The organism is Cupriavidus sp. WGlv3 (assembly GCF_023952475.1).
Lineage (GTDB): Bacteria > Pseudomonadota > Gammaproteobacteria > Burkholderiales > Burkholderiaceae > Cupriavidus > Cupriavidus phytorum.
On record NZ_JALHRX010000005.1, the window covers coordinates 248,963 to 264,147 of the forward strand.

Consider the following 15,185-nt stretch of genomic DNA (forward strand, 5'->3'; position numbering starts at 1 on the left):
TTATGGAACCATGGTTCCGAAAAACGGAACCCAAGCAATGAACGTAGGTGGAGAAGCGGAGTGAGCATTCTTGAAGGCGTGGAGGGCGTGCTGGACCTGTTCGGGCACGGCCGCCACGAGATCACGTTCAACGATGTGCTGGATGAGCTGGGGCTGGCCAAGAGCTCGGCGTCGCGCCTGCTCGCCCAGATGGTGCGCTACCGGCTGCTGGAGTTGCAGCCGTCGACGCGCCGCTATCGCCCCGGCGCACTGGTGATCCGCGCGGCGCAGGCGGCCACGCAGGCGCACCCCTTTGACGACCAGTGCCGCGAGATCCTCGCCGGCTTGTCCGATTCGACCGGCTTCACGGCCTACCTGTCGATGCTCGATGGCACCGACACCGTGGTGCTGCAGCGCCTGAACGGCAGCAACCCGGTGCAGGTGCTGTCGCCGCCGGGCGCGCGCCGCCCGGCCTTCACCACGGCCATGGGCCGCGTGCTGCTGTCGCGCCTGCCTGAGACCGAATTCAGCGCGCGCTACGGCGCCACCGGCGCCCGCAAGCTGCCCGACGCACCGGTCGGATGTCCCGCCACCGTAGCCGAGCTGCGCGAGCGCGTCGCCACGGCCCGCGCCGAGCGCAGCGCCATCGCGGTCAACGAAGGCATGCCGGGCATCGGTGCCGTTGCCACCACCCTGGCGGACCCGCTCTCGGGCGACGTGCGCGGACTGTGCCTGTCCTTCACCGCGATGCAGGTCAGCCAGGCCCAGGCGCGCGCGCTGCGCGAAACCCTGGTGCAGGCGGTGGCGCCGCTCGGGCAGCGCCTCGGCGATCCGCTCTGGCTCCATCCCGGCGACACCGCCGCCAACTAGTCATCCCGCAGTTCAGACCCATGGAACTCCTGTTACTCAGCAACTCCTCCAGCGACGCGGGCTATCTCGTGCATGCCCACGACGCGATCCGCGAACTGGCCGGCGGGCGCACCCGTGCCTGCTTCCTGCCGTTCGCCGGCGTCACGCGCGACTGGGACAGCTACGAAGCGCTGGGGCGCGACGCACTGGCCCCGGCCGGCATCGCAGCGCAATCGCCACACCGGCTCTCCGATGCCGACTGCGTGCGGGCGGTGGCAGCGGCCGAACTAATCGTCATCGGCGGCGGCAACACCTTCCGTCTGCTGCAATGCCTGCGCGAGCGCGGCCTGCTGCCCGTGATCGCGCGCCAGGTGGCCGCGGGCGCCGCACGCTATATCGGCTGGAGCGCCGGCACCAATGTCGCCTGCCCGACCATCCGCACCACCAACGACATGCCGGTTGCCGACCCGGGCGGCCTCGACGCGCTCGGGCTGGTGCCGTTCCAGATCAACCCGCACTACTTCAATCTGGTGGTGCCCGGCTTCCGCGGCGAAACGCGCGACCAGCGGCTGGCCGAGTTCACGGTGCTGCAGCCGCAGACGCCGGTGCTAGGCTTGCCCGAAGGCAACTGGGTGCGCGTCTCGGGCAATCGCATGGAGATGGGCGGCGCGCATCGCGCCCGCTGGTTCCTTGGCCAGCAGATCGCGGACGTCGCCCCCGGGGCATTGTCCGTGCCGGCCTGTGCCGCTGCCCCCTGACCCATCGCCATTCCGTAACGCAAGCAAGGAACCCCAAGCAAGATGTCCATCAAGCAGGTGATTGAATCGATCGAGCTGCTGTCCGCAGCCAATGTCGACGGCGCAGCCGTCGCCACCTTGCTGCGCGCCCGCGGCATCCGCGACGTCACGGTGACGCGTGTGGAAGAGAACGGCCTCTACACCGACTTCCTCGCCTGCACCCTGCCCGGCCGCAACCCCGATGCGCCCGCGCTGGGCGTGGTCGGCCGCCTCGGCGGCGTCGGCGCACGCCCTGCCGTGACCGGCCTGGTGTCGGATGCCGACGGCGCCATCGTCGCCGTCGCCACCGCGCTCAAGCTGGCCGACATGGCCGCCAGCGGCGATGTGCTGGCCGGCCCGGTGCGGATCCATACCCACATCTGCCCGCACGCCGCCACACGGCCGCACCAGCCGGTGCCGATGATGAAATCGCCCTTCGCGATGCGCACGATGATGTCGCACGAGGTGCATCCCGACATGGCGGCGATCCTGTCGGTCGACACCACGCGCGGCAACCGCTTCGTCAACCGCCGCGGCGTGGCGCTGACGCCGGTGGCCAAGGAAGGCTGGCTGCTGCGCCTGCCGGAGCGGATGCTGGACCTGATGGGCTGGGTCAGCGGCGAGCTGCCGATGGTGCTGCCGCTGACCACGCAGGACATCACCCCGTATGAGAATGGCCTGTGGCATGTCAATTCGATCATGCAGCCCGCCATCGTCACCGCGGCGCCGGTGGTGGGCGTGGCACTGACCGCGCAGACCACCGTGCCGGGATGCGCCACCGGCGTCACCAACGCCTTCGACATCGATGTGGCGACGCGCTTCTGCATCGAGGTCGCCAAGCAGTTCGGCCAGGGCCAGTGCGCCTTCTACGATGCCGAGGAATGGGCCGAGCTGCAGCGGCGCTACGGCTCGCTCGCGCACCTGCAGACCGTGGGGGCCGAGGCATGACTATGGCCGCCCCTCGCCCCCCGCGCGTGGCCTTCGTCACCATCGGGCAGTCGCCGCGGACCGACGTGGTGCCGCAGATGATGGCCGAGCTGGGCCTGCCGGCCGAAGTCGAAGAATTCGGCATCCTGGACGCACTGGGGCCCCACGAGATCGCCGCGCTGGCGCCCGCCGCAGGCGAGTACCGCTTCGCCAGCCGCCTGCGCGACGGCACGCAGGCGGTGATGGGCAAGCCGGTGGCCGAGACCATGCTGGCCCGGCTGATGACCTCGCTCGACGACGGCCGCTTCGACGCACTGGTGCCGCTGTGCACCGGCACCGCGCTGCCGCCGATGCAAACGCTGGTGCTGGAGCCCCAGCAGGTGGTGGACCACCTGACCGTGGCGCTGGCGCAGGGCTGCAAGCGGCTCGGCATCGTGCTGCCGCTGGAGGCGCAGGTGAGCGGCTTTCACCTGATCCAGCCGGTGCCCTGCGAGCTGCGCGTCACGCATGCATCCCCCTATGCCGATAGCGCCGAGAGCGATACCGGCCGCTTTGCGCAGGCGGGCGCGGCGCTGCGCGGCTGCGACCTGGTGGTGATGCACTGCATGGGCTACACCGAAGCCATGCGCGCCATGGTGGCGCGCCATGCGGGGGCTCCGGTGCTGCTGTCGAACCGCATGGTGGCACGGCTGCTGGGACAGGTACTGGCTGGCGCGACGGCTTGATGCCGCGCACGCCACCAAGGCATTCCGGGTAAGGGCAAGCCCGCTGACAGATTGCCCATGACACTGCTGGAGCTGGAAGGCATGGAAAAGGTAGCAAAGTGGAGGAAGCCGCTGGCAAGCGGCATGATGTGGATCGGTCTGGCCGCCGCGATGGCCCCCGCCGCGCAGGCGCAGGAATGGAAGCCGGCAAAGCCGGTGCGCCTGCTGGTGGGCTTTGCCCCCGGCGGCTCGGCCGACCTGCTGGCGCGGCTGGTGCAGGCGCCGCTGTCGGAAAGCCTGGGCGTGCCGGTGGTGGTGGAAAACGTGCCCGGCGCGGGCGGCAATATCGCGGCGGACAAGCTGGCCAAGGCGCCGGCCGACGGCTACACCATCGGCATGGGCGCCGCGGGTGCGATGGCGGTGACCCACGTGCTCAATCCCAAGGGCACGCCGTACAAGGCGGATGACTTCACCCCCATCGCCATGCTGGCGACGCAGCCCAATGTCGTGATCGTCAACCCGGCCCTGCCGGTCAAGACCATGGCCGACTTCGCCACGTACGTCAAAAAGACGCCGCAGGTCACCTATGGCACCGCTGGTGTCGGCACCTCGAACCACCTGATCGCCGAGACCATGCTGCACCGCCTCGGCATCGACATGGTGCATGCGCCGTACAAGGGCGCAACCCCGGTGATCACGGACCTGATGGGCGGCCATATCGCCATGACGGTCGATAACATCACCACCGCCGCGGCGCTAGCCAAGAGCGGCAAGGTCAAGGCGCTGGCGGTCACGGGCAGCAAGCGCTCGCCGTTGCTGCCGGAAGTGCCGACGCTGGCCGAGAGCGGCCTGAAGGACTTCAACATGCCGACCTGGCAAGGCATCTTCGGGCCGAAGGACCTGCCGAAGGCGATCGTGGCCCGCTACAACCAGGCTCTGGTCAAGGCGCTGGCGAATCCGGAAGTCAGGAAGAAGATGGCCGAGTTCGGCTCCGAGCCCGTGGGCGACACGCCCGAGCACTTTGCGGGGTTCCTCGCGCAGGACCGCAAGATGTGGGCCGACGTGATCAAGACCGCCAAGGTCACGCTGGAATAATGGCTGTCGGGCGGCGGCTACGTTGGTGCCGCCCTCCGGCACATCACAGCTTGACCAGCCGCTCCGGCCGCAACGCGCCTTCGCGCATGCGTGCCACGCCCAGCAGCCGCACCGGCTCGCCGGCATAGACCCGCGCCAGGCTTTCCTCGGCCAGCATGGTGCCGGCCGGCAGGTCGCGCTGGGCGATGCGCTGGCCCTGCAGGAAGCGCCCCGCCGCCGCCGCATCCAGCTGCACCGGCACGCATTTCTGCAGCAGGGCATCCACCGGCGCCAGCATGGCCGGGCGCTGCGCATCGTCCTGCTCTTCGATTTGTGCCAGCGTCACCGCGCCGTCGAGGGTCAGATCGCCCACGGCGATGCGGCGCAGTCCGGTCAGGTGCGCGCCGCAACCCAGCGCTTCGCCGATGTCCTCGGCCAGCGTGCGGATATAGGTGCCCTTGCTGCACGTCACCCGCATGGTGAACGAGGGGGCATCGGGCAAGGCGCAGTCCAGCAATGCAATCGAACGGAGGGTGACGCGGCGCGCGGCGCGCTCGACGGTCTGGCCGGCGCGCGCGTATTCGTACAGCGGACGGCCGTCCTTCTTCAACGCCGAATGCATCGGCGGCACCTGCTCGATCTCGCCCATGAAATTTGCCAGCGCCTGCTCCACCGCGGCACGGTCACAGGTGACCGCGCGCACGTCGAGCAGTTCGCCTTCGGCGTCGCCGGTGCTGGAGCGCGCGCCCAGTCGCACTTCGGCGTCATAGGTCTTGTCCGCTTCCAGCAGGTCCTGCGAAAACTTGGTGGCTTCGCCAAAGCACAGCGGCAGCAGCCCCGTGGCGAGCGGATCGAGCGTGCCGGTATGGCCGGCCTTGGCCGCGCGCAACAGGCGCTTGGCGCGCACCAGCGCGTCGTTGGACGACAGCCCCAGCGGCTTGTCGAGCAGCAGCACACCATGGACCTCGCGGCGCGGCAGGCGCGGCGGACGGTTGGCGTTGGAATCGGTCATCGGGAACAAGCGGAAGGCGGCGATGCGGAACGCGCGGCGACCGCGCCGGGATAGCCCATGCCAGTCGGCATGGGCGCCGGCATCAGTCTTCGTCTTTCGAACGCGTGGCGTTCGCTTCGTTGATCAGCCGGGACATCTCGATCGCGTGTTCGACCGAGGTATCGTGATGGAAATGCAGCGTCGGCACCGTATGGATGTGCAGGCGCTTGAACAGCAGCGAGTGCAGGTAGCCGGCCTTCTCGTTCAGGATGGCTTCGGCTTCGGCCGCTTCGGCGCCCAGCACGGTGAAGTACACCTTGGCGTGCGCGTAGTCGGGGGTCAGCGTGACGGACTGCAGCGTGACCAGGCCGAGGCGCGGGTCGCGCAGTTCGCGCTGGATCATCTCGGCCAGGTCCTTCTGGATCTGGTCGGAGATGCGGAGATTGCGGGAGGAGATATTGCCTTTCTTGGCCATGCAATACAGTCTGGTCGAGATGACAACGGCAGGCCGAAGCCTGCCGTTGCTTGCGACGCCTTACAGCGTGCGCGCCACCTCTGTGATTTCGTACACCTCGAGCTGGTCGCCTTCCTGAACATCGTTGAAGTTCTTGATCGACAGACCGCACTCGAAGCCTTGCTTGACTTCCTTGACGTCGTCCTTGAAGCGCTTGAGCGAATCCAGCTCGCCGTCGTGGATGACCACGTTGTTGCGCAGCACGCGCACCAGCGAATTGCGCTTGACCACGCCGTCGGTGACCATACAGCCGGCCACCGCGCCGACCTTCGGCACGCGGAACACCTGGCGCACCTCGACCGTGCCGGTAGTGGTTTCGCGCTTCTCCGGCGCCAGCATGCCCGACATCGCCGCCTTGATCTCGTCTACCGCATCGTAAATGATGTTGTAGTAGCGGATATCGATGCCGTTGTGCTCGGCCAGCTTGCGCGCGCCCGCATCGGCACGCACGTTGAAGCCGATGATGACCGCCTTCGAGGCCGTCGCCAGGTTGACGTCGGATTCGGAGATGCCACCCACGCCGCCGTGCACGATCTGCACCCGCACCTCGGCGGTCGACAGCTTCTGCAGCGACTGCACCAGCGCTTCCTGCGAGCCCTGCACGTCCGCCTTGACGATCAGCGGCAGCGTCTGGACTTCGCCTTCGGCCATCTGCTCCAGCATGTTCTCGAGCTTGGCGGCCTGTTGCTTGGCCAGCTTCACATCGCGGAACTTGCCCTGGCGGAACAGCGCGATTTCGCGCGCCTTGCGCTCGTCCGGCAGTACCAGCACTTCCTCGCCGGCGGCGGGCACTTCCGACAGACCCTGGATTTCCACCGGGATCGACGGGCCGGCTTCCTTGGTGGCCTTGCCGTTCTCATCCAGCATGGCGCGCACGCGGCCGTAAGCGCTGCCAGCCAGCACCACATCGCCACGCTTGAGCGTGCCGCTGCTGACCAGGATGGTGGCGATCGGGCCCTTGCCCTTGTCGAGCTGGGCTTCCACCACCAGGCCCTTGGCCGGGGCGTCCACCGGTGCCTTCAGTTCCAGCACTTCGGCCTGCAGCGACACCTGCTCCAGCAGGTCTTCGACACCGGCGCCGGTCTTGGCGGACACCGGCACGAACGGCGAATCGCCGCCGTATTCTTCCGGCACCACCTGCTCGGCCACCAGTTCCTGCTTGACGCGGTCCGGGTTGGCTTCGGGCTTGTCGACCTTGTTGATCGCCACCACGATCGGCACGCCGGCAGCCTTGGCGTGCGCGATCGCTTCCTTGGTCTGCGGCATCACGCCGTCGTCGGCCGCGACCACCAGGATCACGATGTCGGTGGCCTTGGCACCGCGGGCACGCATCGCCGTGAAGGCCTCGTGACCCGGGGTATCCAGGAAGGTGATCACGCCGCGGTCGGTTTCCACATGGTAGGCACCGATATGCTGCGTAATGCCGCCGGCTTCGCCCGCGGCCACCTTGGTGCGGCGGATGTAGTCCAGCAGCGAGGTCTTGCCGTGGTCGACGTGACCCATCACGGTCACCACCGGCGGACGGGGCAGCAGTTCGGCGTCCTCGTGCTCTTCGCCGTCGACCACCAGCAGCGCTTCCGGATCGTCCAGCTTGGCGGCGTACGCCTTGTGGCCCATTTCTTCCACCACGATCATGGCGGTTTCCTGGTCCAGCACCTGGTTGATCGTCACCATCTGGCCGAGCTTCATCATCTGCTTGATGACCTCGGATGCCTTCACCGCCATCTTGTGGGCCAGGTCGGCCACCGAGATGGTTTCCGGCACGTGCACTTCGCGCACCACCGGTTCGGTCGGCGCCTGGAAGTTGCTGCGGCCGTCGTCATGCTGCTGCTGGCGGCCGCCACGGCCGCGCGGGCCACCGCGCCAGCCGCCCACGCCGCCCGACGAATCGCCGCGCGTCTTCAGGCCGCTGCCCTTCTTGCGGCTGCCTTCGTCCTGCCACGTCGACGAAGTGCCGGTCTTGACGACCTTGCCCTTCTTGTCAGTGGTGGTGGTGGCGGTAGCGGTAACCGGCTTTTTCTCGCCCGGCTTGGCTTCGGTGCCGGCCGGCTTGACCGGCTTGTGCAGCGTACCGGTCTGCTCGGCCTTCTTTTCCTCGGCCTTGCGCTCGGACGGCGCCTTCAGCACGCGTGCCGGCGCGTTCAGCATCTGCTGGATCGCACGGGCCTCGGCTTCGGCAGCTTCGCGGCGCTTGCGCGCGGCGACTTCCTGCTCGGCGCGGGCCTTGTCCGCGGCAGCCTTGGCCTCGTCGGCGGCCTTCTGCGCCTCGGCGCGTTCGGCGGTGACGCGGGCCCTCTCGTCCTCGGCCTTCTTGCGCGAGGCGTCCTCGTTGGCTTCGGTCACGGCGCGCGACGCGGCAGCTTCTTCCTCGGCCTTGCGGGCAGCGAGTTCGGCCTGGCGGCGCTGTTCGGCCTCGAGTGCCTCCTGGCGGGCGCGGCGCTCGGCTTCCTCGCGTTCGGCAGCCTCGCGGGCAGCCTTGGCCTCGGCTTCCTGGCGCGCCAGCTGTTCGGCCTGGCGGCGCTCTTCCGCTTCGCGGCGCGCCTCCTCGGCGGCGTCGACGACCTGGGCCTGGGCCTCGGCGCCATCGGCCTGCGGTTCCGGCGCAGCGTCGTCGCGCTTGATCAGCACGCGCTTCTTGCGCACTTCCACCTGGACCGTGCGGGTCTTGCCGGTGGCGTCCGACTGGCGGATCTCGGAGGTTTCGCGCTTGGTCAGTGTGATCTTCTTGCGGGCGCTGTCGTCGGCCTGGCCGTGCGAGCGCTTCAGATAGTCCAGCAGCCTGGTCTTATCCGATTCCGTGATGATGTCTTCTGGCGTCGCTTTGCCCACCCCAGCCGCCTGCAATTGTTCCAGCAGGGCAGCTGCGCTGCGACTCAGTTCTGCGGCCAGTTGGGCAACTGTTGTGCTTGCCATTCAAACCCTTTCAATGCTTGGTTTCTACGTCGGGACAAATTGTTGCGGAAAGCGCGCCCTGCCCGGTTTCAGCGGCCAGGGGCGTGTCCCTCAGTTGAACCAATGTTCCCGTGCTTTCATGATCAGCGACTTGGCTTCTTCCTCGCTGACACCGGTCATCTCAACCAGCTCGTCCACGGCCAGTTCGGCCAGGTCGTCACGCGTATGGATATCGCCTTCGGCCAGCTTGCCGATCAGTTCCGGGTTGAGGCCGTCGAGCGAGCGCAGGTCCTGCGACACCTCTTCCACCTTTTCTTCCCGGGCCAGTTCCATCGTCAGGAGCGCATCACGCGCGCGATTGCGCAGCTCGTTGACGGTGTCTTCGTCAAAGGCCTCGATCTCCATCATTTCACTGATGGGGACATAAGCCACTTCTTCCAGCGTGGAGAAGCCTTCCTCGATCAGGATGTCCGCGACTTCCTCATCCACGTCCAGCTTGGACATGAACAGCTTGCGCACGACATCGCTCTCTTCGGCCTGCTTCTGCGCCGATTCTTCCTGCGTCATGATGTTGATCTGCCAGCCGGTCAGCTCGGACGCCAGGCGCACGTTCTGACCGCTGCGGCCGATCGAGACGGCGAGGTTTTCCTCGTCGACCACCACGTCCATGCTGTGCTTCTCTTCATCGACCACGATCGACTGCACTTGCGCAGGTGCCAGCGCGCCGATCACGAACTGCGCCGGGTCTTCCGACCACAGCACGATGTCCACCGCCTCGCCGCCGATCTCGTTGCGCACCGCGGTGACGCGCGTGCCGCGCACGCCCACGCAGGTGCCGATCGGGTCGATGCGCTTGTCGTGCGCCACCACGGCGATCTTGGCACGCACGCCCGGGTCGCGGGCAGCCGCCTTGATCTCCAGCAGGCCCTGCTCCATTTCCGGCACTTCGTTCTCGAAGAGCTTGATCAGGAAGTCAGGGGCGGTGCGCGACAGCTCGATCTGCGGGCCGCGCGCGGCGCGGTCCACATTCAGGATATAGGCGCGCACACGGTCGCCGGTGCGCAGGTTTTCCTTCGGGATGATCTGGTCGCGGGCCAGCAGCGCTTCGACGCGGCCGGACTCGACGATCAGGCCCTTCTTGTCGGCGCGCTTGACCGTGCCGGTCATGATCTTCTCGCCGCGATCGAGGTAGTCGTTCAGGATCTGCTCGCGCTCGGCATCGCGGATGCGCTGCAGGATCACCTGCTTGGCGGCCTGCGCGCCGATGCGGCCGAACTCGACCGATTCGATCTGCTGCTCGATATAGTCGCCCAGCTCGATGCCGGCGTTTTCCTCGCGGGCCTCGAACAGCAGGATCTGCTTGTCCGGCTCCTGCAGACCCAGCTCATCGGGAACGACCAGCCAGCGGCGGAAGGTTTCATGCTCGCCCGACTCGCGATCGATCGCGACACGGATATCCACGTCTTCCTCGAAACGCTTCTTGGTGGCCGAGGCGAGCGCCGCCTCCAGGGCACCGAATACCACATCCTTGTCGACGTTCTTCTCACGCGCAAGCGCATCGACGAGCAACAGAACTTCGCGGCTCATTGCTTGTTCCCTTTTCTTTGATTTCCTTTGAAGTCGATCACCGGCACCAGGCGTGCCTTGTCGACATCGGATACGGCAAATTCCAGCAGCGCCGGGCCATCCTTGCCCTCGAACTCCAGGCCGATCTTCTCTTCGCCCGCGGCGCCGGTGGGCTCGCGCAGGATGCCGGTGAAGTTCTTCTGTCCGTTGACGGGCAGGCGCAGCGTCACGCGCGCCTCCGCGCCGGCAAAGCGGATGAAGTCGGCCAGCTTCTTCAGCGGCCGGTCCAATCCCGGCGACGAGACCTCGAGGCGTTCATAGTCGACGTTCTCGACCGTAAACACGTGGGTGAGCTGGCGGCTCACCTTTTCGCAATCCTCGATGGCAATGCCGGTTTCAGGCTGATCGATATAGACACGCAGCAATCCGGCCGGGGCACGCTCGAGCTCGACCAGCTCATATCCCATGCCGCTTAGGGTGGTTTCGATCAAATCTGCCAGATGCACTGTTATCCCGAGTAATGGCCATCAACACCGTGGCAGGCAAACCCGCCGGTGCCGTCCGGGACGACCCTGCTGCAGCGCTGCCTGTCCGCCACCCCTTCCGCGCAGGCGGAAGCACCGAAAAACGGGCGAACCAAAAAAAAATGGGCGCAATGCCCATCATTCGCCCATCCTCGGACGAGGATGGCTTTTTGAATAGACTTGAATTATACGCGGATTATGTCGAAAAGGCAAAAGCCAGACATTACCGCCGGCCGCATGCGGCGCCGGCAGGCGTTCCGCCCGCCGTGCGCCGCATACAGCGCTTAACGATTGCCGCCGCGGTTGCCACCGCGATTGCCACCACCGCCACGCGGCGAACGGTTGCCGCCCGACTTCGCTGCCTTCGGCATCACGTTGCCATTGGCTTCGCCGCCGCGGCGAGTCTTGCCCTGCCCTTGGCCGGCCTGACCCCTCGCCCCGCCCATGCCGCCCATGCCGGCGCCACTGCCACGTCCCTGGCGCGCACCGGCGCCGCGGCCACCGCCGAGGTTGGCGGCGTGCGAAGTCAGCAGCGTCGGCCCGTGGCTGATATAGCCCATCGACGTCTTCATCGGATCCGGCTGGCTGCTGCGGCTGCCGCCGCCACCGCCGCGAGGACCGCTCTGCTCGAAGCGCGGCAGGCCGTCCATGCCGGTATGCATCGGCATGCCGGCAATCGCCGCCTCGGTGCGCTGCTTGCGCCCGCCCACCTTGGTGGCGCCCTTGGGCGCCTGCTCGCCCTTGCCGGGCACCTTCAGGCCGACGCTGGTCATCAGCGCCTTGACGTCGTTCGACTCCACTTCCTGCCAGCGGCCGCGCTTGAGGCCGCGCGGCAGCAGGAACTGGCCGTAGCGGGTGCGGATCAGGCGCGACACGGTCAGGCCGACCGCCTCGAACATGCGGCGCACTTCGCGGTTGCGACCTTCGGTCAGGGCCACGTGGTACCAATGGTTGGCGCCTTCGCCGCCACCGTCGGCAATGCGCAGGAAGTTGGCCTCGCCGTCATCCAGCTTGATGCCGTGCAGCAGGCGCTGGCGGTCGGCCTCGGCCAGCTCGCCCAGCGTGCGCACCGCGTATTCGCGCTCGACGCCGTAGCGCGGATGCATGAACCGGTTGGCAATGTCGCCCGAAGTGGTGAAGATCAGCAGGCCTTCGGTGTTGAAGTCCAGGCGGCCCACCGCGACCCACTTGCCGGTCTTGATGCGCGGCAGGTTGTCGAACACGGTCGGACGGCCTTCCGGATCCGACTGGCTGACGATTTCGCCGGCAGGCTTGTGATACAGCAGCACGCGCGGCGGCTTGGTCGAGACCTTGCGGTGGATCAGTTTGCCGTTCACGCGGACCTGGTCGGCCGGCAGGATACGCTGGCCGATATGGGCCGGCAGCCCGTTGACCGAGACGCGCCCCTGCAGGATCAGCTCTTCCATCTCGCGGCGCGAGCCGAGGCCGCCCTCGGCCAGGACCTTGTGCAGCTTGGGCGCGTCGTCATCGGCGGACAGCTCGCGCACGGGCTTGGCCTTGGTGCGCGGAATGACGGTGTCTTCACTGTCGTACTGTTCGGAAATGACGAAGCGGAACAGGTCTTCGCTGCCCGCCGCGGACTTGTCGGCGCCGGCCTGGCCCTTGCGCGGTGCTTGCGGCTTGCCACCATCCTTGCGCCGGCCCTGCTGGCGCGCGCCGGCGCCCTGGGTGTCGCCAGAAGGCGCGGGCTTGCCGCTGCGCGGGCCCTGCTTGCGCTTGCGGCCAGGCTGCTCCGGCTTGTCGGCGCCTTCGGCGCGGGCCGCGCGGTCGATCTTGTCTGCCTTGCTGCCGCCCTGGCTGCCCTGCCCGCCTTCGCCCTGGCCGGTCTTGCGCTTGCCGCGGCCGCGCTGGCCGCCACGCCCGGCACCCGCTGGGCCCGCGTTTGCCGCGGCACCCGCCTCGCCGGCATCGCCCTGGCCGGCCGCGCCGGCGCCTTCGGCGCCCTCGGCGCGGTCCTGCGCCGCCTGGCGCCGCGATGCCACCAGGTTCCTCAGACCGCGGCGCAGCCCCTTGCGGCGGGGCGCGGCGTCGCTGCCCGTTCCGGGTTCTGCGGCGCTGGTGTCGGCGGATGCGCCCGCATTGCGGGCGTCTTGCTCAACGGAATCAGACAAGATATTCACTATCGGATGTTGCATGTTGTTCAGTTCGGCACGCGCTCGTCGTGCTCGCTCGGGTGCGGCGGGGTGCCGTCGTCCGGCAGTTGGTCCCGCGCCCCGTCCGGATCAGATGCGGCCGGTTCGGTGGCATCGCCCACATCCGCCTCAACCACCGCCTCGGCAGCCGCCGGCAGCGGCTGCGCCTCAAAGCCATCGGCGCCGTCTTCGCGCGCGGGCGCCGGCTCCGCTGCTGCTGATGTGTCGGCCGGGGCGCCCGGCTCGGCAAAGGCTTCCTCGTCGGCGCTGGCCGGCTTGTTAACTGCCAGGTCCTCGAAATTGATCGCCTGCTGCTCCAGCAAGGCGGCCTGCGCCTGCGCCTGGGCATCCTCCAGCGGCGGCAGCTCGTCCAGCGTGCGCAGCCCGAGGTCGTCCAGGAACGCCTTGGTGGTGGCATACAACGCCGGACGGCCCGGCACGTCGCGATGGCCGATCACCTCGATCCAGCTGCGGTCCTCAAGCTTCTTGATCACTTCCGTGCTGACCGTCACGCCGCGGATTTCCTCGATATCGCCACGCGTCACCGGCTGGCGGTAGGCGATGATCGCCAGCGTCTCCATCACCGCGCGCGAGTATTTTGGCGGTTTTTCCGGATTCAGGCGGTCGAGGTATTCCCGCATTTCGGGCCGGCTCTGGAACCGCCAGCCGCTTGCCAGCGCCACCAGTTCCACGCCGCGCGGGCGCCAGTCCTGGCGCAGTTCGTCCAGCAGCACGCGGATGGTGTCTGCGCCGACGTCATCGTCGAACAGGCGGCGCAGATCGTTGACGCGCAACGGTTCCTGCGCGCAGATCAGCGCCGTCTCGAGGACGATCTTCGCCTCTTGGGTATTCATGTTGATGGTGTGCAGCCTGTCTTTGCACCTGCTCCCGGACGGATCCGGGGCACCGGAGATTTTGGATACAGCGGTGCCAGAGCCACCGCCATCTCATTGCGCAGCGAGCCGGATACCTGCCGTACCCAGGCCGTGCACTTCCCTATCTTTGCATCGAGTTGCCGGGCTTCCGGCAGGAGATCGTCCGCATGCCGTCATGGACCGGCCAGCGAACCTCTTGCGTCGCTCATCCGCACAAGCGGACATCGCGGTCGGCGAACTGAACGCCTCGGACGCAAGAAAATACGGGTATCGGGAGCAAGGCCGGCATCTACCACGCCGCAGCGCCAACCGGACTTTTGAACCAGATCTTTTGAACCGAATGGACCGCGGGGACTGGCGCTCATCGAAAGCCTTCCGCTTCCCGCGTCCCGAGCGTGCCTTCGGATAGGAAGACCGCCAGGCGCTGTTGGCCGCTGCCTCCCGCAGCCTGTCTGACTCCGCGCGATACCGCAATGCTGGCGATTGTATGGCATTCCCGCCTCCGCCTGCAACCATCATCCTGCTTGCGCGGGGTGCCGGCGCCGCAGGATGCCGCGTGTGGCATCAAAACACCAGGCAAAAGCCCTGTTCCGCCAGCGAATGTGGCAGCAGCACCGCTCGCGCAATGCCAAGCCCGCCGAACGCCATCACGGCAAGGCCCGCGCCCAGGCGCACGCCCGGTCGCCGTGACCACAGCCTGAGATAGCCGGACAGCCCGGACAGCACCAGCAGGTTCGGCAGCGTGCCCAGCCCGAACACGCCCATCACCAGCGCGCCCGAGCCGGCGTTGCCCGCCAGCAGCGCCAGCGTCAGCGCGCCGTAGACCATGCCGCACGGTACCAGCCCCCAGGCCAGGCCCACGCCATAACGTCGGGCCAGCCCGCCGCGCGCCCGCACGAAGGCCGGCATCGCGCTGGCGAGGCCGCCGAGCCGGCCGGCCACCGCCGTGCCGGCGTGCGCCGCCAGCCGCTCCAGCCAGTTCACGGTAAAGGTACTGCCGCGCAGCAGGCGCCAGCCCGACCACAGCAGCATCAGACTGCCTGCACCGAACAGCCAGCGCTGCACCGGCAGGTAATCCTGCTTCCAGGCCGTCGCACCGGCGGCGCCCAGCGCGGCACCGAGCAGCATATAGGTGCTGATCCTGCCAAAGTGCATCACCAACAACTCGCCAAGCCAGGCAGTCCGGCTACGCACCAGCGCGATCGGCGCTGCCTTGCCGCGCCGCTGCTCCACGGCCAGAGCCACCCCGCCGCACATGGCGGCGCAGTGCACGCCGCCCAGAAGAGCGAGCAGGAAAACGCTGATCAATACTCCAAATGTCAATTCTGTCTCCCTGCCGCATCACATCGCACGGTAAAATG

At 67.7% G+C, this 15,185-nt stretch carries 13 protein-coding genes; 5 read left to right on the plus strand and 8 right to left on the minus strand.

Going from position 1 to position 15,185, the window contains the following annotated elements; genetic code table 11:
- The first annotated feature begins 60 nt into the window (after positions 1 to 60).
- The 5 genes from MKD38_RS12110 to MKD38_RS12130 all read left to right on the plus strand — a co-directional run bounded on the left by MKD38_RS12110 (position 61) and on the right by MKD38_RS12130 (position 4,330).
- Positions 61 to 849 carry an IclR family transcriptional regulator gene (locus MKD38_RS12110; RefSeq protein WP_252677091.1) on the plus strand — a complete coding sequence of 263 codons (789 nt, stop codon included), beginning with the start codon at positions 61 to 63 and terminating at the stop codon, positions 847 to 849.
- 20 nt (positions 850 to 869) lie between these two features.
- Positions 870 to 1,586 carry a dipeptidase PepE gene (pepE, locus tag MKD38_RS12115; RefSeq protein WP_252677093.1) on the plus strand — a complete coding sequence of 239 codons (717 nt, stop codon included), beginning with the start codon at positions 870 to 872 and terminating at the stop codon, positions 1,584 to 1,586.
- A 42-nt stretch (positions 1,587 to 1,628) separates the two neighbouring features.
- Positions 1,629 to 2,552, plus strand: coding sequence for a DUF1177 domain-containing protein (locus MKD38_RS12120; protein WP_252677095.1), 924 nt, complete (start codon positions 1,629 to 1,631; stop codon positions 2,550 to 2,552).
- A complete protein-coding gene (locus MKD38_RS12125) occupies positions 2,549 to 3,256 on the plus strand; it encodes an AroM family protein (RefSeq protein WP_252677097.1) in 708 nt (235 codons plus the stop codon). The genes MKD38_RS12120 and MKD38_RS12125 overlap by 4 nt, the downstream gene beginning before the upstream one ends.
- A gap of 81 nt (positions 3,257 to 3,337) precedes the next feature.
- The gene (locus MKD38_RS12130) at positions 3,338 to 4,330 is read left to right on the plus strand and encodes a Bug family tripartite tricarboxylate transporter substrate binding protein (RefSeq protein ID WP_252677205.1); all 993 of its coding nucleotides are present in this window, start codon (positions 3,338 to 3,340) and stop codon (positions 4,328 to 4,330) included.
- A 43-nt stretch (positions 4,331 to 4,373) separates the two neighbouring features.
- On the opposite strand, the gene truB is transcribed toward MKD38_RS12130, so the two are convergent.
- The 8 genes from truB to MKD38_RS12170 form a co-directional block, all read right to left on the minus strand.
- Positions 4,374 to 5,321 (minus strand): tRNA pseudouridine(55) synthase TruB, encoded by a 948-nt coding sequence (gene truB / locus MKD38_RS12135; protein WP_252677099.1) that lies wholly within the window; start codon positions 5,319 to 5,321, stop codon positions 4,374 to 4,376.
- 82 nt (positions 5,322 to 5,403) lie between these two features.
- Positions 5,404 to 5,775 (minus strand): 30S ribosome-binding factor RbfA, encoded by a 372-nt coding sequence (gene rbfA / locus MKD38_RS12140; protein WP_092309110.1) that lies wholly within the window; start codon positions 5,773 to 5,775, stop codon positions 5,404 to 5,406.
- 60 nt (positions 5,776 to 5,835) lie between these two features.
- On the minus strand, positions 5,836 to 8,727 hold the full coding sequence (gene infB, locus MKD38_RS12145; RefSeq protein WP_252677101.1) for a translation initiation factor IF-2: 2,892 nt from the start codon (positions 8,725 to 8,727) through the stop codon (positions 5,836 to 5,838).
- Between the two features lie 90 nt (positions 8,728 to 8,817).
- Entirely contained in the window at positions 8,818 to 10,293 is a 1,476-nt protein-coding gene (nusA, locus tag MKD38_RS12150; protein WP_252677103.1) for a transcription termination factor NusA, read from the minus strand.
- A complete protein-coding gene (gene rimP / locus MKD38_RS12155) occupies positions 10,290 to 10,778 on the minus strand; it encodes a ribosome maturation factor RimP (protein ID WP_018007726.1) in 489 nt (162 codons plus the stop codon). The genes nusA and rimP overlap by 4 nt, the downstream gene beginning before the upstream one ends.
- 302 nt (positions 10,779 to 11,080) lie before the next feature.
- Complete coding sequence (rluB, locus tag MKD38_RS12160; RefSeq protein WP_252677105.1) at positions 11,081 to 12,952, minus strand: 23S rRNA pseudouridine(2605) synthase RluB; 1,872 nt, start codon at positions 12,950 to 12,952, stop codon at positions 11,081 to 11,083.
- A gap of 5 nt (positions 12,953 to 12,957) precedes the next feature.
- The gene (gene scpB / locus MKD38_RS12165; protein WP_252677107.1) at positions 12,958 to 13,803 is read right to left on the minus strand and encodes an SMC-Scp complex subunit ScpB; all 846 of its coding nucleotides are present in this window, start codon (positions 13,801 to 13,803) and stop codon (positions 12,958 to 12,960) included.
- A gap of 585 nt (positions 13,804 to 14,388) precedes the next feature.
- Positions 14,389 to 15,147, minus strand: a complete 759-nt coding sequence (locus MKD38_RS12170) for a sulfite exporter TauE/SafE family protein (RefSeq protein ID WP_252677109.1) — start codon at positions 15,145 to 15,147, stop codon at positions 14,389 to 14,391.
- Between the last annotated feature and the right edge of the window lie 38 nt (positions 15,148 to 15,185).